The organism is Shewanella phaeophyticola (assembly GCF_025398315.1).
Taxonomy (GTDB): Bacteria; Pseudomonadota; Gammaproteobacteria; order Enterobacterales; family Shewanellaceae; genus Shewanella; species Shewanella phaeophyticola.
Map to the genome: position 1 here is coordinate 2,801,169 of NZ_JAODOQ010000001.1, position 20,408 is coordinate 2,821,576.

General features: G+C 44.4%; 15 protein-coding genes and 4 pseudogenes. All 19 read right to left on the reverse strand.

Going from position 1 to position 20,408, the window contains the following annotated elements:
- Positions 1-4: 4 nt before the first annotated feature.
- The 19 genes and pseudogenes from flhF to N4T56_RS13050 all read right to left on the reverse strand — a co-directional run bounded on the left by flhF (position 5) and on the right by N4T56_RS13050 (position 20,100).
- Positions 5-1,394 (reverse strand): annotated as a pseudogene (gene flhF / locus N4T56_RS12960) (flagellar biosynthesis protein FlhF).
- A gap of 29 nt (positions 1,395-1,423) precedes the next feature.
- Positions 1,424-3,523, reverse strand: a complete 2,100-nt coding sequence (gene flhA, locus N4T56_RS12965; protein WP_261733526.1) for a flagellar biosynthesis protein FlhA — start codon at positions 3,521-3,523, stop codon at positions 1,424-1,426.
- Positions 3,524-3,637: 114 nt separating this feature from the next.
- Positions 3,638-4,771, reverse strand: coding sequence for a flagellar biosynthesis protein FlhB (gene flhB, locus N4T56_RS12970; RefSeq protein ID WP_261733527.1), 1,134 nt, complete (start codon positions 4,769-4,771; stop codon positions 3,638-3,640).
- A 9-nt stretch (positions 4,772-4,780) separates the two neighbouring features.
- On the reverse strand, positions 4,781-5,584 hold the full coding sequence (fliR, locus tag N4T56_RS12975; RefSeq protein WP_261733528.1) for a flagellar biosynthetic protein FliR: 804 nt from the start codon (positions 5,582-5,584) through the stop codon (positions 4,781-4,783).
- A gap of 3 nt (positions 5,585-5,587) precedes the next feature.
- On the reverse strand, positions 5,588-5,857 hold the full coding sequence (fliQ, locus tag N4T56_RS12980; RefSeq protein WP_188917944.1) for a flagellar biosynthesis protein FliQ: 270 nt from the start codon (positions 5,855-5,857) through the stop codon (positions 5,588-5,590).
- Positions 5,858-5,868: 11 nt separating this feature from the next.
- The gene (gene fliP / locus N4T56_RS12985) at positions 5,869-6,594 is read right to left on the reverse strand and encodes a flagellar type III secretion system pore protein FliP (protein ID WP_390904120.1); all 726 of its coding nucleotides are present in this window, start codon (positions 6,592-6,594) and stop codon (positions 5,869-5,871) included.
- 35 nt (positions 6,595-6,629) lie between these two features.
- Positions 6,630-7,031 carry a flagellar biosynthetic protein FliO gene (gene fliO, locus N4T56_RS12990; RefSeq protein ID WP_390904121.1) on the reverse strand — a complete coding sequence of 134 codons (402 nt, stop codon included), beginning with the start codon at positions 7,029-7,031 and terminating at the stop codon, positions 6,630-6,632.
- A 42-nt stretch (positions 7,032-7,073) separates the two neighbouring features.
- Positions 7,074-7,457, reverse strand: coding sequence for a flagellar motor switch protein FliN (gene fliN / locus N4T56_RS12995; RefSeq protein WP_160054621.1), 384 nt, complete (start codon positions 7,455-7,457; stop codon positions 7,074-7,076).
- Between the two features lie 10 nt (positions 7,458-7,467).
- Positions 7,468-8,496 (reverse strand): flagellar motor switch protein FliM, encoded by a 1,029-nt coding sequence (fliM, locus tag N4T56_RS13000; protein ID WP_261733531.1) that lies wholly within the window; start codon positions 8,494-8,496, stop codon positions 7,468-7,470.
- A gap of 29 nt (positions 8,497-8,525) precedes the next feature.
- Positions 8,526-9,048, reverse strand: a pseudogene (fliL, locus tag N4T56_RS13005) (flagellar basal body-associated protein FliL).
- Between the two features lie 92 nt (positions 9,049-9,140).
- Entirely contained in the window at positions 9,141-10,976 is a 1,836-nt protein-coding gene (locus N4T56_RS13010; RefSeq protein ID WP_261733532.1) for a flagellar hook-length control protein FliK, read from the reverse strand.
- A gap of 282 nt (positions 10,977-11,258) precedes the next feature.
- Entirely contained in the window at positions 11,259-11,705 is a 447-nt protein-coding gene (gene fliJ / locus N4T56_RS13015; RefSeq protein ID WP_188917937.1) for a flagellar export protein FliJ, read from the reverse strand.
- Between the two features lie 3 nt (positions 11,706-11,708).
- Positions 11,709-13,051, reverse strand: a pseudogene (gene fliI / locus N4T56_RS13020) (flagellar protein export ATPase FliI).
- Positions 13,048-14,115 (reverse strand): flagellar assembly protein FliH, encoded by a 1,068-nt coding sequence (fliH, locus tag N4T56_RS13025; RefSeq protein WP_261733533.1) that lies wholly within the window; start codon positions 14,113-14,115, stop codon positions 13,048-13,050. The pseudogene fliI and the gene fliH overlap by 4 nt, the downstream one beginning before the upstream one ends.
- 106 nt (positions 14,116-14,221) lie before the next feature.
- The gene (fliG, locus tag N4T56_RS13030; RefSeq protein ID WP_261733534.1) at positions 14,222-15,268 is read right to left on the reverse strand and encodes a flagellar motor switch protein FliG; all 1,047 of its coding nucleotides are present in this window, start codon (positions 15,266-15,268) and stop codon (positions 14,222-14,224) included.
- Positions 15,261-16,943, reverse strand: a pseudogene (gene fliF, locus N4T56_RS13035) (flagellar basal-body MS-ring/collar protein FliF). Before fliF ends, fliG begins: the two are co-directional and overlap by 8 nt.
- Before the next feature lie 72 nt (positions 16,944-17,015).
- On the reverse strand, positions 17,016-17,357 hold the full coding sequence (fliE, locus tag N4T56_RS13040) for a flagellar hook-basal body complex protein FliE (protein ID WP_238107128.1): 342 nt from the start codon (positions 17,355-17,357) through the stop codon (positions 17,016-17,018).
- A gap of 189 nt (positions 17,358-17,546) precedes the next feature.
- Positions 17,547-18,896: a sigma-54-dependent transcriptional regulator gene (locus tag N4T56_RS13045; RefSeq protein WP_261733535.1), complete on the reverse strand. Its 1,350-nt coding sequence runs from the start codon at positions 18,894-18,896 to the stop codon at positions 17,547-17,549.
- Complete coding sequence (locus N4T56_RS13050) at positions 18,889-20,100, reverse strand: sensor histidine kinase (protein WP_261733536.1); 1,212 nt, start codon at positions 20,098-20,100, stop codon at positions 18,889-18,891. Before N4T56_RS13050 ends, N4T56_RS13045 begins: the two co-directional genes overlap by 8 nt.
- Between the last annotated feature and the right edge of the window lie 308 nt (positions 20,101-20,408).

The window sequence follows — 20,408 nt, forward strand, 5'->3', positions numbered from 1 at the left end:
ATCTTTACTCAAATGCATAGGCACTGTCGTTTGACCATGCCGTGTCTTGTGACGTTTGTTGTTCTGTATCGTTTAATGCTGTTAGGGCTTGTTTAGCTAATGCTAACGTATCTGCCACTTTCATGTCTTCAGGAACACGTTGGCCGTCAGTCACATAACTCAATGGTAACTCATTTTGAATCAATACGCTCAATGCACCTGCAATTGAGACGGATTCATCTAATTTGGTCAAAATTGCACCTGATAATGGAATGCGTTTAAAGTGCTCTACTGCATCTTGTAACACACGACGTTGCCCTGTGGCAGACATAACCAAGTAACTACGGATAGGGATCCTACTATTTGCTGTCAAATTATCAAGTTGTTGATATAGACGCATGTCACGTTGTCCCATACCCGCGGTATCAATTAACACTAACTTACGATTTCTAAATTGATACAAAATTTGTTCTAGCTCACTTAAATCATGTGCTTGCTTTACTGGGCAGCCCATAATTTTACCATATGTCGCTAATTGCTCATATGCCCCGATACGATAATGATCGGTCGTAATTAATGCAACTTGCTCTGAGCCATGGTGTGCTGCAAAACGTGCCGCTATTTTAGCAAGTGAAGTGGTTTTACCTACTCCAGTAGTATCCCACAAATGCCACTACACCACCGCGTTTAACAATGTCATCACCTTGATTATCCAGTAAATTAGCCAAGCTTTGTGGTAATGCTCTAACGAGGTCAGCTGGCGAGTAATGCTGGCTTAATCCTGCTAGTTTAGCAGCAACCGCAGGAGAAAACTCTGCAGCCACTAATTTACTTTCTAACATTGCGCCCACAGGGTCAGTTCGCTTTTTATGATCTTTCATTAACGATGACACTTGATGAGTTAACAAGCTTCTCAGTGATGCCATTTCTTCACGCAATGAATCCATTTCAGCGGATTGGTTTTTATTGGATTTGTTAGATTTATCTAGCTGATTAACTGGCGGCGTACTTGGGTTTTTCTTAGGCGTTTTCGCCCCTTCTAATTGGCGCGCCCATTCAGGTAATTCAGGCTCATCATGACGCGAAGCGGTCATTTGCTGCGTCATGCGATTGTGTTGTTTTTCAAGTAAGGCTTGTAATGAATCAGCCGCTGGAGGCGGGCTCACTTTTGAATGCGCTTTAACCGCGGGCTTAGCTCCAAGTGAGACTTTATCTTCGCTCACATCCATAAAGCCAGTTGTAGGAGCTTGAGAAGCAATGGCCGCTTTAGGCTCGTCATAGTCAACTGCGGCAACGATTTCGATGCCACCCGTGACTTTTTTGTTTGACATAATGACAGCGTCAGACCCTAAGGTGTCTTTTACTTGAGCCAATGCTGCACGCATATCTTTGGCAAAAAATCGTTTAATTTTCACGTACGCACCTCTTTAAACTGACATTATCACTATTGACCTACAGCAGAAACAATCCTGATTTGTTTCTCATCGGGAATTTCTTGGTAAGAAATCACCCGTAAATTTGGAATAGTGTATTTAACAAATCGTGACAAAGTGGATCTTAGCATGCCAGATGTCAATAATATGGCTGGTTGCCCTACCATTTCTTGCTTCTGGGCAGCGTCTAAAAGTGACTGCTGCATGCGTTCTGCGAGACCGGGTTCAATATTTGACTCTTCCCCACCTGTCGCCTGCATAGACTTATGCAACATCTGTTCCAACTCCGGCGCCAATGTTATGACAGGGATTTCTAATTCTGGGCCTGAGATTTCTTGAACTATCATGCGTTTTAACGCGATACGCACCGCTGCGGTCAGTACTTCGGTATCATTACTCTTACTGCCATACTCTAACAAGGTTTGTACAATTGTACGTAAGTCACGTACCGACACCCCTTCGTTAAGTAGGTTTTGCATCACTTTAACCACTGAGCCTAACGGCATAATGTCTGGTACAAAACCGTCCACTAGTTTTGGCGAGTTCTTAGCGAGCATATCCATTAATTGTTGCACTTCTTCGTAACCCAACAATTTAGCAGCATTGTTACTGAGTAATTGACTAATATGGGTCGCGACAACGGTTGCGGTATCAACCACGGTGTAACCTAGTGTTTGTGCATGTTCACGTTGCTCCGGTGCGATCCACACAGCTTCTAAACCAAAAGCTGGGTCGCGGGTTTCGATACCATCAAGCTTGCCATAAACCTGGCCAGGATTAATCGCCAGTTCACAATCATGTCTCACTTCGGCCTCACCGACCACCACGCCCATCAATGAAATACGATACGCATTAGGCGATAGGTCTAGGTTGTCACGAATATGCACTGCTGGCACTAAAAATCCGAGTTCTTGGGACAATTTTTTACGTACGCCTTTAATTCGGCCTAATAATTCACCACCTTGTGACTTATCAACCAATGGGATCAATCGATATCCCACTTCTAGGCCAATCGTATCGACATGGCGAACATCTTCCCAGCTCAGTTCTTTTGGCTCTTTATCTTTGGTTTCTGCAGAGCCTTTGGTCGCCACTGCTAATGCCGCTTGCTTTTTATCCATATTACGTTTGTAAACAAAATAAGCTGCACCCGCAGTAATAAAAGCAAACGTTAAAAAGGCAACATGAGGCATGCCAGGCACAATTCCCATGATAAATAATAACCCTGCAGCAATGGCTAACGACTTATGATTGTCAAACATCTGACTCATCATCATCTGGCCCATATCACCCGACTCGTTTTGACGCGTTACCATTAAGGCCGCAGCAATAGACAATAGTAAGCCAGGTATTTGAGCCACTAAACCATCACCAATAGTTAATAGAGTATAAATTTCAACAGCACTTGAAAAATCAAGATCATGTTGCACCATACCAATAACAAAGCCACCTAGAATGTTGATCACAAGGATCATAATACCGGCAATCGCATCACCTTTAACAAACTTCGATGCACCGTCCATTGCACCGTAAAAGTCAGCCTCGCGTGTCACTTCAGCACGGCGAATGCGCGCTTGATCTTGGGTTAAAGTGCCAGCGTTTAAGTCCGCATCAATGGCCATTTGCTTGCCGGGCATTGCATCTAAGGTAAAGCGGGCGCTGACTTCAGAAATACGTCCAGCACCTTTGGTCACTACGGCAAAGTTAATGATAATAAGAATAAGGAAGACCACTAGACCCACAGCATAGTTACCACCAATCACTACAGACCCAAAGGCCTCAATCACCTTACCTGCAGCGTCGCCGCCATTATGTCCTTCAAGTAATACGATTCGAGTAGAGGCAACGTTTAATGCTAATCGCAATAGCGTTGCAACCAATAACACGGTAGGAAATGCAGCAAAATCAAGAGGACGGTCAGTATAAATCGCCACCAGCAATACCACTAAAGCCAGTGCAATATTAAATGAAAATAAGATATCGAGCAGAAAAGCAGGCATTGGCAATACCACCATGCCCAACGCAGCAAGCACCAATAATGGTGTGCCTATGCCTTTAAACGTGGCAGGTCTTATTTGTTTAAATTGCCCAAAAGCTGCTTTTGCATCCATAAAAGAGGAACCCTTTGTGTCAGTCTACGGCGTCAAAGGACTGTTAATTGACGCGAATAAACCTACGAAGCAAAAATTAAGCCATATATAGTAAAGCAACAAAGATTAATTGATTTAGTATTTTAAATCGTCAGGAATAGGTTGATTGAGTGGGATAGGTTTAGGTCGGCGGCCTTTACCTTTTTGATATTGCCTAAGTTGAAAGACATAAGCTAAAACCTGCGCGACGGCAGTAAATAAACCTTCTGGCACTTGTTGATCTATCTTGGTGGTATGGTAAATCGCCCGAGCAAGTGGCGGCGCTGACACAATCGCCACGTTATGTTCGCGCGCAATTTCACGAATTTTAAATGCAACATCATCCACACCTTTGGCGAGTAAAAATGGCGCAGATGAACGAGTCACATCGTATTTAACCGCCACCGCGTAATGCTCTGGGTTAACCACAATCACGTCGGCATTCGGCACTTCTGTCATCATCCGCCGCTGAGCCATTTCGTGTTGCATTTGTCTAATGCGGCTTTTCACTTCAGGCTTACCCTCGGTATCTTTATACTCGTCTTTGACTTCTTGTTTGGTCATTTTAAGCTGTTTATTGTGATTCCAAATTTGAAATGGCACATCAATTGCTACAATTAACAACATCGAACAGCACAATAAAATAAACATCCACACCAGCAGTTCTAATGCGTGATATACATTACCAGGCAGGTGATCGCTTGATAGCGTTAAAATATCAAAAAAGTAAAAACGTAATAAAAAATAAGCAGATAACGCCACAACAGAAAATTTAGCAATCCCTTTGGCTAGCTCAACTAATGCTTGAGTTCCAAACATTCGCTTAAAGCCATTCATTGGGTTTAATTTACTGCCCTTTGGCATAAAGGCTTTAACCGAAAAAGACATACCACCTAACGCAACATTGCCAATAAATGACACCAATGCCAATAAAGCAATAAAGCTAATCAGCGGCCAGGCAAGTTCGTTACCGACGACACCCCAAACACGAAACATCGAGTTAGTATCAAATATTTGGTCGCGCTCCATCGTAAAAATTTGTTTCATGATGGTGTAAAGACTGATGGCGATTGACGGCTCTGTCATTGCAAAGCCCACCGATGCGGCGAGTAATACTGCTGCGGTGCCTAACTCTTTTGAACGAGCGACCTGACCTTTCTCACGAGCCTGTTCAAGTCGTTTACTGGTGGGTTCTTCTGTGCGTTCTTGACTGCTATCATTTTCTGCCATGCGACCCCCTTAAAATACGACAACAGCATCGGTTTGACATTGAAGTTGCAGTACATCGCACATCAATACCTGTGCGGCCTGCCAAACTTCATCAAAATGCGCCATGATAGAGCCTAAGGTTAACCATAAAATCAACAAGCCACTGACCATGGTTACAGGGAAACCGATTGAGAAAATGTTGAGCTGCGGTGATGCTCGGGTCATCACACCAAACGATAAGTTAATCAATAACAAAGCTACAATCGCAGAAATCGACATGGTCAATGCCGAGCCAAACATAAAGCTGCCCCACTCTGCCAAAGCGCGATAATTTTCAATCGCTATACCTTGAGTTGACACAGGAATGGTTTCGAAACTGGCCACCAGCATTCTAAACATCAGTAAATGGCCATCAACGGCTAAAAAGATTAACGTCGTTAATAATAAAAAGAAGTTACTTACTACCGGCGTTTGCTCACCTGATCCTGGGTCGACCATTGAAGCAAAACCGAGACTGGTTTGCATACCAATAATTTGCCCTGTTAACACAAAGGTTTGCATCACCATTAATGTGATAAACCCCATCGTCACACCAATTAGAATTTGCTGCGCAATAACAAACACCGAGCTAAATGCCATCAGCTCTATGCTTTCCATGGGGGGTAAAACAGGCGCAACAGCCATGGTAATAGCCACCGCTAATAACAGTCTGACTCGAGAGGGAGTGGTGTTAGCGCCAAATACCGCCATCACCATCAACATTGACGAAATACGAAAAAATGGCAACAGGTATGCAGCAATTGTTTGACTGATTTCATCAAACAAAATATCCATGACTTACCCTATCACCATGGGAATGAGATTCACCATCTCAATAAAGAAGTCCATCATGGTTTGCACCAACCAATGTCCTAAAAACATCAAGGCAAATAAGGTCATCAATAAGCGAGGTAAAAAACTTAAGGTTTGTTCGTTAATCGAGGTGGCCGCTTGGAATACCGCAACAATTAAACCAATAAATAAGCCAGGTAAAATAATCGCTGACACGATCAGAACAATAACTGATAGTGCTTCTCGAAAGATATCAATGAGCGATTCAGGAGACATAAATATCGGCCTTATATTCCGAAACTATTGGCTAATGTACCCATGACTAGGTCCCACCCATCAACTAACACGAATAACATTATCTTAAACGGTAGCGACACAATCATCGGTGACAACATCATCATACCCATGGCCATCAAAATACTGGCGACCACTAAATCGAGCACTAAAAATGGCACAAATAACATAAAGCCTATTTGAAAAGCGGTTTTTAGCTCACTGGTAATAAACGCGGGGATCACCACGCTCATTGGCGCTTGTTCGGGTGATTGAATGTCTTTATAACCCGATATTTCAATAAAGGTTTGTAAGTCCGTGGTGCGAACTTGCGACAACATGAATGTTTTAATCGGTTCTTTACCCACATCATAGGCCTGGGTCAATGTCATGGTTTCATTAACATATGGCTCAACAGCCTCGACGTAAATTTTATCAAATACTGGCGCCATAATAAAAAAGGTCATAAACAAACTTATGCCAATAAGCACCTGATTTGATGGGGTTTGCTGCAAACCTAACGCCTGACGTAATATTGACAACACCACAATAATACGCGTAAACGACGTTAGCATTATCACCATTGCAGGGATAAAGCTCATTGCGGTCATCAGCAACAAGATTTGTAACGTGACCGAATACTCGGTTGCACCATCTGCGCCTGTTGTTACGGTCACAGCAGGCAGCACACCGTCTTGTGCTAATGCCTCTGGTGCAAACAACATTGCCACCATGGCCATGAGGGTGATCACCAATAAACTGGTGCATTTATTCATTATTGCTGTTCCTTGGCTTGTTTAAGACGGCTGGCAAATGAGCTGGTTTGTACGTCAACTTGGGTGTCCAATTTATCAATTAGGCTGATTTGCTGCGAAGTCACACCGAGTAAATATTGTTGACCGTTGACCTCAATCAACACTACTTTTTCACGTTGGCCAATGGGGGTTACTGCGAGGCTTTTAATCACTCCGCCGTTTGAGGGCACGAGCTTTAGCCGTTTGACGATGTATGCCAATACAAAAATGAGGGCGAGTACCACAATTAACCCGCCAACCATGTTTGCTAAGGTGGCGGTATTTGACACCTCAGAAGTGCGGGTTAATACAGCCGTAGTCGTTGAGCTAGGCGCATCGACGTCGGTCAATGCTTGAGCCATAACACTGAGCATTGAAATCATATTCGCCACGGTAATCCCTTGTGTTGTTGTCGATTAAAAAGATTACTTTAGCTTTTTAATGCGTTCAGTTTGACTAATCACATCCGTTAAACGAATACCAAATTTATCGTTAACCACGACCACTTCGCCATGAGCAATCAAGGTACCATTAACCATCACATCAAGAGGTTCACCTGCAACACGGTCTAGTTCAACTACCGAGCCCTGGTTTAACTGCAGTAAATTACGAATGCTGATAAAACTGCGACCCACTTCCATTGAAATCGTCACCGGAATATCAAGGATCGAATCGAGTTTAGCGGCTTCTTCCTTGGTTATCGGTTTAGAATCGTCAACTAACTCATCGAGTTCTACTTGTTGCGCTTCTTCTAAAGCCTGCTCAGCCATTGCTGCAGCCCAATCATCACCAGTATCTTCTGTACTCATTTACATCACCTTATAAATCTGAAATATCACGAGATTTACCTTTACGTGTTACCAGTTGTAATTCTGATTTAACCGTTTCAGGTCTAGCTATTTTTTCACTGATTTTTAATGCTAAATTATCTCGTGACTTGCCTAACTTACAACGATAAGTGGGTAAGTCTTCAATTCGCATCATAATATGCTCTGGTAGGTCTATCGGAATAATATCACCGGCTTTAAACCCCATGACATCACGCAACGTGACTTCATGCTCAACAATGTTGGCGTCAAAGCCGACTTGAACGTCCATGATTTCATCACGTAACGCTTGTGACCAGCGCATATCAGTATCTTGTTTATCACTTTGTACACCAGCATCGAGCAGTTCACGAATGGGCTCAATCATCGAATAAGGCATAGTGATGTGAAAATCACCGCCGCCGCCATCGACTTCAATATGGAATGAATTAATCACCACGACTTCCGTCGGACTCACAATGTTGGCCATTGCAGGGTTAACTTCTGAGTCAAGATATTCAAACTCGACATCCATGACCGGCGCCCAAGCATCTTTATAATCTTCAAAAATAATCTTTAACAACAACTGCACAATTCGGCGTTCTGTCGGAGTAAATTCACGGCCTTCAATTTTGGCATGGAATCGACCATCGCCACCAAAGAAGTTATCCACCAATATAAACACTAAACGTGCTTCCATGGTGATAAGTGCTGTGCCTTTTAATGGGCTAAAACGCACCATATTCAAACTCGTTGGTACAAATAGCGTGTGTACGTACTCGCCAAACTTAAGCATTTGCACGCCATTAATTGACACTTCAGCCGCACGGCGCATCATGTTAAACATGCTTATGCGAAGATGGCGGGCAAAACGTTCGTTGACGATTTCAAGCGTGGGCATACGGCCACGCACAATTCTGTCTTGAGACGAAAAGTCATATGAGCGAGCATCTTCACTGCTCTCCTCAATTTCATCCTCATCGACATCGTCTACTCCATGTAGTAGCGCATCGATTTCATCTTGGCTTAATAAATCACTCACATCGTGGCCTTAGCAGTTAATGCATTGAGTTATTGCATAACAAAACCAGTAAACAGGACTCTTTTCGACCACTTTTTTGCCTGTTATTGGTTGCAGCGTATTTTGCACATTAAGTAATGCTAATTGACGAAGCTCATCTTTACCGGCTTGGGTACTGAGCTTTTGCACATCTGCACCACTAAACGTAGTCAATAATGCATCTTCAATTAAAGGAATATGTTTTTTGGTTAGCACACTGTCATCTTCACCGCGTACCATCAGTTGCACTTTAATTTCAACTAAACGCGCACGGTCAACACCCGGTAAATTAAATAGAAATGGTCTTGGCATGCCAACGTAATCGGCTTGAGCCATCTCTTCAGGCTCAGCGGTTTGAGCCTCTGGCGCGTTAGGATTGTCTGCGGCTGTTGGTTCGTCTGACCCCATAAAAAACCACGCAGCAGCACCCGCCAATAACACCACCACTAAACCAATGCCACCAAACAGCACCAGTTTGTTTTTCTTTTTGCCACCCTCAGCGGCATCTTGTAGCTCTAATTCTTCTTCAGCCATAATGGCTCCCAATCAACAACGTGATCAATATGATGACAAACTCAATCAACCATTGTTATAAAAAAATCGCATTATCTCTATAGGTTACCTGCTTAAGCATAATAATCTATAGCAGAATGTAAACTCCTTGACGAATTTGTCATCAAGTTCACTTCTTGTGCTGCTATTTCATCCAATTGACTGTCTGCGGCTGCGCCCTGATGTCCACTTTGTCCTTGCTGTTGCTCTCGCCCGTCGCCACCTTGAGACACATGACTATAGGTCAGTTGTAATCCTTCACTGGCTAACATGTCGCGTAAACGAGGAATCGCTTGTTCAACTAAGTCACGAGTTTGTGATTGTGCAACGTTAAACTGCACCTGGGTTTGGTCACCCTGGATTTGAATCTTCACCGTAAGGTGGCCTAACTCTGGTGGATCAAGGCGAATTTCAGCCTGCTGAATACCATTGCTTACCATAGTGATTAGCTGTTGTTTCATCACCGGTGAAAACTTCTGGATCATCTCCTGCATTTGCGTGCCAGCCTCTGCCTGAGCTTGCGGCCTTAACGATAGTTGAAACTGCGGTACCTCACTCTTGTGAGCTGGGGTAAAACTGCTTTGATTTTGCAACGCTTTAGTATCTGTTTCAGCGGTTTCGGACATAAAACCTAGATCACTTGTGGTCACGCTGGCAATATTGCTTAATTCATTGGCAGATACTTTAGCGGCAACAGAGTCGAGCACCACAGAAAATTCAGCCTTTGCCAAAACCTTACTGTTGCTAGGATCGGCTTGAATATTGCCATCAATACGGGTTTTATCGCCTAAAATTGATTTAGCGTCTGCAGCCCAAGCGCTCGCGGATTGTAAGTCAACTTTAGAGACTGAAGATTCAGCGCCAAGTGCTGAGACTGAAGCCGCATTTGATGATAACGATGCAGCCACCGGAGACGTTGATTGCGTCAACATGGCATCCATATCGTCACCATCTGTGCTGTCCATGTTAACGGTTGTAACATCAACATCTTCTGAAGATGCTGTCGGAGCTTTAATATCACTTTCTTTTGACGCTGTTGTAAAATCAATGCCTTCAACATCATCAGTTACAGCTTGTGACATTGACGCGGTATTCGCTTTGACTTGTCCCGTAAAAGTGGCGCCAAGCGCTTTGTCTATTTCACTTTGCTCATCACTATTCAGCAGTTGCAGTGATACCTCTTCTGCATCATCTAATTCAAAGTCAATGTCTGCCATGGCTAAAATTGACTCATCGACCACAGGGACCTGTAAATTAAAGTCCTTAATGATTGCGCTTAACTGATCGCGATCTAAAGCCTGCAATTCTTTTGCTGATAAATGACTAAAGGCCATTAAACCACTGAGCTCTTGTTCACTTAATTGCGCCACCACCTCTTTTGACGAGCTAAGCTGCGGTACAAGGTCAATCGTATTAGTAAATAGTTCGCCTTCAATCTCAATAGAATCAAGGTTAATTTGATCAAGTTCGAATGAGTTATCTGTCACAGGAGCCACAGATGAAGAAACCACACTTGGCGCATCAACAACAGGTTCTAATTGAGCACTTTGCTCAACGTATACGCCGAACTTGTCGATATGCGGCAATTGATTTCCGCCACCCGAGTGACGCTTACCGATAGAGTCAGCCATGGTGAGCTGGGCAAAAATCATATCAGCGTCAGCATTTTCATCAACCAGTTGCTCAGCCGTTTTATTAAGTTCTTTTTCGATATCGGCATCGTATATTGGCACTTCGATATTTGTCTCTACAGCGTTAACACCGGTGCTTTTTACTTGTTCACTTGATTCATTTGCTTGAGAAAAAGCAGACAAGAATGATGTATTTTCAATATCTTGCATATTATTCTTCGAACTAACATCAGCAGATTGACTGCTATTGCTCAGTAAGATATTGCTCATTTGCTGCATAATGGGCTCCACTTCATCAAATCAAGTTTGCTGTTGTATTATCAACAACGGGTTCAACTTATTATTCATCAGAAAGGTTCATGATCCTGTTCACCCAGACGATTAATACGGCTAAAAAACCGTTGGTGACTGTCACTTCGCTGACGACTTTGCTATCCATTAATAACATTAAGCAATTAAGGTGCCACTTATTTTCTGTACATGATGATAAAGGGGCAAAGAGAAAGTGAAATGACTGAAAAAAATCAAGCGGAAGTAGAGAGCGTAATAACAGTGAACGCACTATTTCATTTTGTTTCTAAAATATTGTTGCATGGCAAACTCATCAGACATTTTTTGCTCACGTTTTGACTCAGCGATTTGCGCTTTGGTGGCTTTTTTAGCGAGTAGCATTTCAACGGCTTTACGTTTTTGTTGGGTTTCTTGCCAATGTTGTTGCCGATAACCAACTTGTTTTTCACCGTCTTGTACAACCGCAACTTGCTGATTAATCGCACTGTCTACCTGGCGAATAAACTGATGAAACTGATGATACTGATTCGCACGTAATGTGGTGCCAGTGTGGCCTTCCATTTGCTTCATGTAATCTAGACGGTAATTATTTAATGCATCAAGTTGTCCTTGACGCTTTTGCCGTTCAAATTGCGCCGCTTTTAACTGTAATGCGGCTTTCTCTTCGGCCTCGACCGCTAATTTAAGTACTGTTACAAGGGGATCCGTTTTAGCCATGGGTTAGCCTTGGCACTGCGCTGCAATTTGAGTCAGCATCACTTTACTGTCATCAAAACTCACTGGGTCTTTAAAACCTTGGCGTAAAAACGCATTCATGGCAGGTTGTAAGCGAATGGCATTATCAATACGCGGATCGCTACCTTGTGCATAAGCCCCAATAGAAATTAAATCGCGGTTTTGTTGGTATAGCGAATACATTTGCTTGACTCGGCGCATGGCCTCTAAATGCTCAGCGCTAATCACCATGGGTGCCACACGGCTAATAGACGCTTCAACATCAATGGCGGGGTAATGGCCAGAGTCAGCCAGTTGACGCGACAACACCACGTGGCCGTCTAAAATCGCCCGCGATGCGTCGGCGATCGGATCTTGTTGATCATCACCTTCGGTTAACACAGTATAAAACGCAGTAATTGAGCCTTGTCCAGGCTCGCCATTGCCTGCGCGCTCAACTAAACGTGGCAATTTAGCAAACACTGAGGGCGGATAACCTTTGGTGGCCGGTGGCTCACCCACCGCTAATGCAACCTCGCGCTGAGCCTGGGCATAACGGGTTAAGCTGTCCATAAGCAGTAATACGTCGTAGCCTAAATCGCGAAAATATTCAGCAATTCGGGTCGAGGTTTCGCAAGCACGCAAACGCATTAATGGCGATGTGTCAGCAGGCGCAGCAACCACAACCGAGCGAGCTCGGCCTTGCTCACCTAAAATCTCTTCAATAAATTCTTTGACTTCTCGGCCACGCTCACCCACGAGTCCAACCACAATAATGTCGGCAGTTGAGCCGCGAGTCATCATCCCTAACAACACACTTTTACCCACACCAGAGCCAGCAAACAAGCCCATACGCTGTACCTCTTGCCAACGGTGAGCATTGAGTTAATGGCTCTTACGCCCACATCTAAAGGTTCAGTGATTGCCCTGCGAGATAAAGGGTTAATATTAGGGCCGTGGCGAGCCGCTTGCTGATCGGTATTAAGTGGCTCTAATCCATCTAATGGTGCGCCACTGCCGTCGAGCACTCGCCCAAGCAAGGATAAGCCAACATGTAAACTCGACTGCTCACCTAATGGTCTGACTCGCGCACCGGGTAATACGCCGCGTAACTCTTCAATTGGCATGAGGTAAAGTAACTTGTCATCAAAACCCACCACTTCTGCAACCAATTCACCCGCCATGGTTTCAATTGAACATAAGCTGCCCACTGGCGCACGGCAACCAGTGGCTTCGAGTGTTAAGCCAACAACACGCACTAACTGCCCGCTGGCAACTGGGCGTAACGGCAACACTTGTTTATGGTGAACGGCAAATTTATTGAGTAATTGTTGCTGACGTGAACTCATCCATTGTCCTTAACATCTTTAGGCTCATCCGTTAGCGTCATGTCTTGCTCAGCACTTTCGCGAGAGACTTGTGATTCTGTTGTTGCGACAGTTGGATCGAGTTCAGGCGCGAGTTCAGCAGCAGCCTCTGGCGTTTGCTCGGTTTGCGCGACATCTTGCGTCGCTATATTCTCTGATTCAGTTTGCTTAGCTTGAGTTTGCGCTTGCTGGTAAGCACTTAAATCATCCACTGTGGTTGTTTGATATGTGGGAGTTGCGGTTTCTAATTGCTGTGCATTTTTGGCCAATTGATCGGCCTGCAGTGCTAACTCAGTAAACACTTGTTCAATGCGCTGCTCTACCCTTAAGTCTACCGATGAACGCACGCTCTCGATAACGCAGTCGCCATTTGATAACGTTGGGTCAATATCGATTTGCCATTGATTCTTTTGCAGTTGCTCTGGCGGATAACTGTGGGAAACCACATCAGCATCATGTTGATTTAAGCGTAATTTTACTAATTGATCTTTTAAAGGCAGTGCGTCAACACCTTGACGAAGAGCCGATAAAATATGTTCTGGGTGGGTTTTTAATTCATGCCCAACGACCGACTTAGCCAAGCTAATGGTCATGGCCAGCAATTCTGCTTCGATTTCAGCATCTAAAACAGCTAGCGGTTGTTCAAACTGGCTAATGAGTTGAGACAGTTGCTCAAGCAACTGATTAACTTGGGTTTGACCAGCTTCTAGCCCTTGTTGTTCACCTTGAGCAAAACCCTCACTGTGGCCTTGCTCTAAGCCCTCTAAACGACCTTGCTCTAACCCTTGCTGGTAACCGTCTTGCTTGCCTTGCTCAAACCCTTCTTGTTCAGCCGCGGCGCGAATATCTTCAATTTGTGCCATGGTTGGCGGCGCCATTGATTTTTCTGCGGTGACCGGTTTAGCTTCGTAAGGTTTTGACGATTGACCAAACATATTTGATGGGTCTTGGCTTTGATCTCGGGTGATATCGGGCAGTTGCCAATGACTGAATTCAACTTCATCATCAACACTAAGCACTTTTTTAGACGATTTGGATTCAGACATAGGAGTCTCTTCAGTTGTCGCTGTCGGTTATCGCGGCAACAACGTATTGCCGCTTTCAAACTGTATCAAAGGCTAGCAAGATAAGGCTAGAGTGATAAGCTAAGAATTATAAAAACTCTTCGCCACCGCCACCGCCAAGCATAATCTCACCACTGTCGCTTAAACGACGCGCAATCGATAAAATCTCTTTTTGCGCCACTTCCACTTCGCTGATACGAATGGGCCGCATTGCCTCTAAATCGTCACGTAATAATTCTGCGGCACGTTTAGACATATTGCCCAAGATTTTCTCTTTTAAGGCATCATCAGCACCTTTAAGGGCTTTCATTAGCACATCTTGCTGTACTTCGCGTAACAAGGCTTGAATACCGCGGTCATCTACATCGATTAGGTTTTCGAACACAAACATCATGTCTTGAATTTGCTGCGCCATCTCTTCATCAGACTCACGCATAGTCTCCATGATTTGGCTTTCAATGCCAGTATCAAGGTAGTTCATGATGTTTGCAGCGGCTTTTAGGCCGCCCATTTTCGCCGCCTGTGCCCCACCTTGGCCAGCAAATTGTTTCTCCATAATATCGTTCAATTCTTGTAATGCTGCTGGTTGCACTTCTTCAAGGTTGGCAATACGCATCATTAAGTCTAAACGCGTGTTTTCAGGGAACTGACTAAAAATCTCAGCCGCTTGATCAGGCTCTAAATATGACATGACAATCGTTTGAATTTGCGGATGCTCGTTTTGAATAATGGTGGCCACCTGGCGTGCATCCATCCATTTTAACGAATCAAGCCCTTTAGCGCCGCTACCCATAATGATTTGTTCAATCAAGTTACCGGCTTTATCTTCACCGAGCGCTGCGGTTAACGCTTTACGGACAAATTCTTCGCTGTTAAAGCCAATTGACGAAAACTTTTGAATATCGTCAAGAAACAGCTTATGTACGCCAATGACCTTTTCTTGACCAAAGTCTTCCATTGCCGCCATCGCCATACCCACTTTTTGAACCTGCTTAGGCTCTAAGTGCTTTAAAATTGACGCAGCATCGGCCTCACTTAAACTCAGCAGTAAAATTGCGGTTTTTTCAATTCCGCTGAGTGACTCAGGGTCAAAAGCTGCGGCTTTTGCGGGTGCTTTTTCATTTTCATTAGCCATTATCTTGTAACCAATTCTTAACTACTTGAGTGGAAAGCTCAGGCTCATTGGCCACGAGTGCTCTAATTGCTTTAATCATATCATCATCTTTATGCAAATTAGGAATTTGAATTGATCCATCATCAGCATAACTGTATTCGGCTTCTTTGGTATTGAGCATACCTAGAGTATCTGCGGCGTACTGATCTTCAATTTCAGCTAATTCATGCCCAGGACGTATTTCCGGTGGCATTTCGGTGCCTTGCGGGTTGGTAAGCTTTTTCAGCATTGGACGAACCACGGCTAAAAACAACACTAAAATTAACAATGCGCCTAACACCAATCTAATGGCGCGCCAAAACCAAGGTTGCTCCCACATGTCTGGCTCTGGTAGTTCTTCAATCAACTGATCCATAAACGGTACTGTGACCACCTCAAGCGCATCACCACGTTGAGTGCTAAAGCCTACAGCACCTTCAAGTAAACGGCGAATGTTGGTTAGCTCTTCTTCAGTGCGAGGCACTCGAGACACCTGGCCATTTTCATCTACTTGGCCGGGTTTAAAGTCAATGGCTACCGACACACTCACGCGGCGCACCACGCCTATTTGTTGGCGAGTATGGCTAATGGTGGTATCAAGTTCATAATTACGGGTCGCCTCTTTAGACATATCGCCCGAGGTTGTTGAAGTACTGCCCGCCTCGCCTGCAACTTGCGGAATGTCTGACTCCATTGGCGGTTGATTACTTAACGCCCCAGGAATGCCGCCAGAACTTTGACCTGTTGAGTTACGTTCAATTGTCATTTCGCTACGGATAGCCGGTAAATCAGGTGAAAAACGCTTAGCGGTTTGCTCAATCGCGGTAAAGTCCATATTCACATCCACTTGCGAAGTGAAGTTTTCTGACTTAGTATTGGCATTAAAATCGATTCGATTTTTCTGCGGTACTCAGCTTCTTTTTGTTGTACCAGCTCAGACTCACGGCGTGCTCTAGCTGATGTACCATCTTGGCTGCCCGAATTTAATAGGCGGCCGTTTGAGTCAGTGACTGTCACGCGAGACGGCTCAAGCCCCTGTACTGCAGAGCCGACAATATCAACAATAGAATCAATTTCTTCTTGGCCTAATCCACCACGTCGCACATTAACAACCACAGTAGCGCTGGCCTTTGAGGCATTACGAGCAAATACGTTTTCTTTTGGTAGGGCTAAAATGACTTTGGCGCGGCTAATGCTTTTTAACTCTTCAATGGCACGTGCGAGATTTAATTCTTGGCTGTGCTTTAAGCGTAGCCTGCTCCATGCGCTGACTGACGCCAAAGCCACTGTCTTGGCTTAAGTAGTCATTCGCTTGTGTGCTGCTTTCAATACCTGCACGGCTTAATAGTAATTTTACATCTTGATAAACGTCTTCTGGTACTTTGACCACATCAACATTAATTTGATAATCAATTTGGTTTTTATCCAGTACATCAAGTACCTGGATCATTTCGGCCGTGTCCATTTTACCCAGAGGACGATATTCTGGCTCTTGCGCCCACATCATCACAAATACGGCTAACGCAAGACACACGGCCAACGCCAAAATCATGATCACCTGGCGCATCATGTCAGCACCGCCAACACCGCCCATTAACCCAGACTTATTCTCTTGTTGGACACCGGCGTCAACTGTCGAATCTGAACCTACCATTATGTCTGTGCTCACAATATGTACCTGCTATATGTCTGATGTGATTAATTACCTAGCGCTTAAAACCGACAGCGGCTAAACAGGCATACTCATGATTTCTTTATAAGCATCAACTAACTTGTTACGCACTTGCACCGTGGCTTCAAATGCCACACCGGCTTTTTCACGGGCAATGACCGTGTCAGACAAACTGACCGTGGTGTCACCCATGTCTAATCGTGATGCTAAATTTGATGATGTTTGTTGAAGTCCGTTCACGCTACCCACAGCCTGAGATAACAACTGACTAAAATCAGCCCCTGTAGTGTTATTTACTTGCTGGGTTAAGTTAGGAGCAATAGACGAGCCAATTGAAGGCGCTATTTCGCCACGAAGCGATTGCATTTCTTGTAATAGTGGATTTGCGCTAATCTGCATGATGTCACTCCCGTTTGTCGACTTTTTGACGACTTCAATAATCTTATAAGGAGTTAAAGCAATATAGATGCCAAGATTTAAAACGAAAGGAATCACATCGAACAAAAACAACTTACCTACCTGTATGTAGATAAGTTGCTTTTAATTAAAGCCAATTTAATCAATAATTTAATTTATTTAAAAACAAAACTACGCTGGTAATTGAATCCCCATATCGCGCATTTTTGCCATTTTATAACGCAACGTCCGCGCACTAATGCCTAATTTTTCAGCGACCATTTTCCGACTCCCGTGACATTGATTCAGGGTTTCTAAAATAATCACGTGCTCCTGGGCTTTTAATTCATCGCCTAGACCTTCAACATCATGGGGCTTGTCATTATCAACTTGCTCCGCTGGCATTAAACTGACATCAGCAGAATCAATAATAATATCATTCACCCCAATCTCATCATTAACCCGTAAAATCAGCGCCCGCTGAATCACATTATCAAGTTCGCGGACATTACCTGGCCAACGATGGGTCAATAAACGTCGAGTCGCGGCATCGTCAAGCTTTGGCACTGACGTCATATTTAATGCTTTAGCATGCTTAGCCAGTAAATGACGCGCTAACGGTAAAATATCTGCCGGACGTTGATGCAGTGCTGGCCACGTTAACGGAAACACATTAATGCGGTAGTATAAATCTTCTCTAAACTCGCCAGACGTTGCCATGGTTTTAAGATCGCGGTTTGAGGTGGCCAGTACTCGCACGTCTAACTTAATGGTTTTACGACCACCTAAACGCTCCACTTCACGCTCTTGCAATACACGCAATAACTTGGCTTGTAAGCCCAGTTCCATCTCAGATATTTCGTCTAATAATAGCGTGCCGCCTTGAGTCTGCTCAAACTTACCCGGACATGCCTGATACGCCCCAGTAAATGCGCCTTTTTCGTAGCCAAAGAGTGTTGCTTCAAGCATGTTTTCTGGAATGGCGGCACAGTTAATCGCAATAAACGGCTGACCATTACGTTGGCTATGCTGATGAATATATCGTGCTAATACTTCTTTACCTGAGCCGCTTGAGGCCATGATCATCACCGAGGCGTCAGACACTGCAACACGCTGAGCCAGAGCCAGTAACGCTAAACTCTTGTCATCGGCAACCACAGGATTATCGTGGTTTTGCTTTAAGGGTAAATAACGAGACACTTGGTTTAGCAACACTTCAGGCGCAAAAGGTTTAGCGAGGTAATCAACCGCGCCTAACTTCATGGCACTTACGGCACTATTAATTGTGGCATAAGCTGTCATTAACAGTACCGGCACCTTGGGTTGATGTTGCTGCATGTAACTTAACAACCCCATGCCACCAATGCCGTCCATTTGCACGTCACTGATCACCATATCAAATTGATTGGCTTTTAAGGCTAAAATGGCATCTTCAGCGCTACTCACATCAACACAGTCATAATGTGCCAATAATAAAGTGTCTAACAATGCTTCACGTAAATCAGCATCATCTTCAACAAGTAATATATGTGCTTCAGCCATGTGCCACCTCCTGATGCTGTGCTTGTTTAACGTGCGGAAAAATCAATCGAATACGGCAGCCCATTCCCGGTTTGCACGACAATTGAATTTGCCCACCATGGTTACGAACCACAGACTGAACCACGGCTAACCCAAGGCCAGTGCCTTGGCTTTTAGTCGTATAAAAGGGTTCTAACACTTGTTTTTGCATGGCAGGGTCAAGGCCTTTACCATTGTCGATGACATCTAATAATAGACCTTCTGCGGTTTCACTGGCAGAGACTTTAATTTTAGTCGCGCCCGCTTCAATGCTGTTCATCACCAAATTATTCACCGCCGAACTTAACGCATTGGCGTTAGCAAGCATGGTCGAATGCGAAGTGTCTTCAGCTTGTAACTGGCAGTGTTTTTTATCTGCTATTGGCTCACAGTTTGCCATTACCTGGGTAATAATGTCATTGAGGGTAACCGACTCAGCCATGCTGTCTTGACGGCCTTTAGCCATTAGCAACATGTCATTAACTTGACGCTCTAACTCGTTTAAGCGATTCACCAATTTAGATTGAAACTTAGTTCGCGCCGTATCTGTTAACTTGGGGCTAGCAAGATTGGAGGCATACAACAGCGCGGCAGACAACGGCGTACGCACTTGATGTGCCAGGGTTGCCACCATTTTGCCGAGTGAAGATAAACGCTGTAAATGCGATAAATTCTTTTGTAATAAACGGGTTTCAGTTAAATCAGTCAATACAATTAACTGGCCAGGCTCGGGCGCTAGTGGCGTAATGGCCAGTTTTACTCTGCGGCCATTTTTAAGCGACACTTCATGGCCGTCATCATCTTGCGGCGCAAATGCGCGGTGAATAATGTCAAACCAACGCGCCCCTTGTAACGGGCGGCCTAATAACTCTGTTGCGACAGGATTGGCTAGGGTAACCACGCCATCACCATCGATAATCACTACGCCTGATGGCATCGCTTGAAGAATATGCGCCATTTGATTAGACATATTGGCAGCCTTACTTGAATAAGCACTTACAACCGGCGCAAATACCGGTGCTTTAGCATGCGCAATACTTTGACGGATTGCATTGTCACTCGGCCGATAATCAGACTGTGACGCTGCATAAGGTGTGGCAATAAGTGGGGTGGCAGAAAGCGATGCTGTCATCGGCAACTCAACCTCCGCGACACGCGGATTTGATAACACTTGAGCTGAATACATGGCCACTCCGTCAAAAGAATTACATTTAATCACCTTAATGCATTTAGTGTGCCAAGGCGAGAATCTTGGGGCTAGGAACTCGCAGGCTCGCTAGAGAGCGGACTTCGTCCTTCTAGGTTCTAGGGTCAAGGAACTCGCAGGCTCGCTAGAGAGCGGACTTCGTCCTTCTAGATTCTAGATTCTAGATTCTAGGTTCTAGGTTCTAGGTTCTAGATTCTAGGTTCTAAGGTCTAGGTTCTAGATTCTAGGTTCTAAGGTCTAGGTTCTAGGTTCTAGATTCTAGGTTCTAGGTTCTAGGTTCTAGGTTC

Bases quoted from the DNA above. Each gene is read 5' to 3' on its own strand.
- flhA (WP_261733526.1), bottom strand. From the start codon at position 3,523: ATGGATGCAAAAGCAGCTTTTGGGCAATTTAAACAAATAAGACCTGCC.
- flhB (WP_261733527.1), bottom strand. From the start codon at position 4,771: ATGGCAGAAAATGATAGCAGTCAAGAACGCACAGAAGAACCCACCAGT.
- fliR (WP_261733528.1), bottom strand. From the start codon at position 5,584: ATGGATATTTTGTTTGATGAAATCAGTCAAACAATTGCTGCATACCTG.
- fliQ (WP_188917944.1), bottom strand. From the start codon at position 5,857: ATGTCTCCTGAATCGCTCATTGATATCTTTCGAGAAGCACTATCAGTT.
- fliP (WP_390904120.1), bottom strand. From the start codon at position 6,594: ATGGCCATGGTGGCAATGTTGTTTGCACCAGAGGCATTAGCACAAGAC.
- fliO (WP_390904121.1), bottom strand. From the start codon at position 7,031: ATGATTTCAATGCTCAGTGTTATGGCTCAAGCATTGACCGACGTCGAT.
- fliN (WP_160054621.1), bottom strand. From the start codon at position 7,457: ATGAGTACAGAAGATACTGGTGATGATTGGGCTGCAGCAATGGCTGAG.
- N4T56_RS13010 (WP_261733532.1), bottom strand. From the start codon at position 10,976: ATGCAGCAAATGAGCAATATCTTACTGAGCAATAGCAGTCAATCTGCT.
- fliJ (WP_188917937.1), bottom strand. From the start codon at position 11,705: ATGGCTAAAACGGATCCCCTTGTAACAGTACTTAAATTAGCGGTCGAG.
- fliH (WP_261733533.1), bottom strand. From the start codon at position 14,115: ATGTCTGAATCCAAATCGTCTAAAAAAGTGCTTAGTGTTGATGATGAA.
- fliG (WP_261733534.1), bottom strand. From the start codon at position 15,268: ATGGCTAATGAAAATGAAAAAGCACCCGCAAAAGCCGCAGCTTTTGAC.
- fliE (WP_238107128.1), bottom strand. From the start codon at position 17,357: ATGCAGATTAGCGCAAATCCACTATTACAAGAAATGCAATCGCTTCGT.
- N4T56_RS13045 (WP_261733535.1), bottom strand. From the start codon at position 18,896: ATGGCTGAAGCACATATATTACTTGTTGAAGATGATGCTGATTTACGT.
- N4T56_RS13050 (WP_261733536.1), bottom strand. From the start codon at position 20,100: ATGTATTCAGCTCAAGTGTTATCAAATCCGCGTGTCGCGGAGGTTGAG.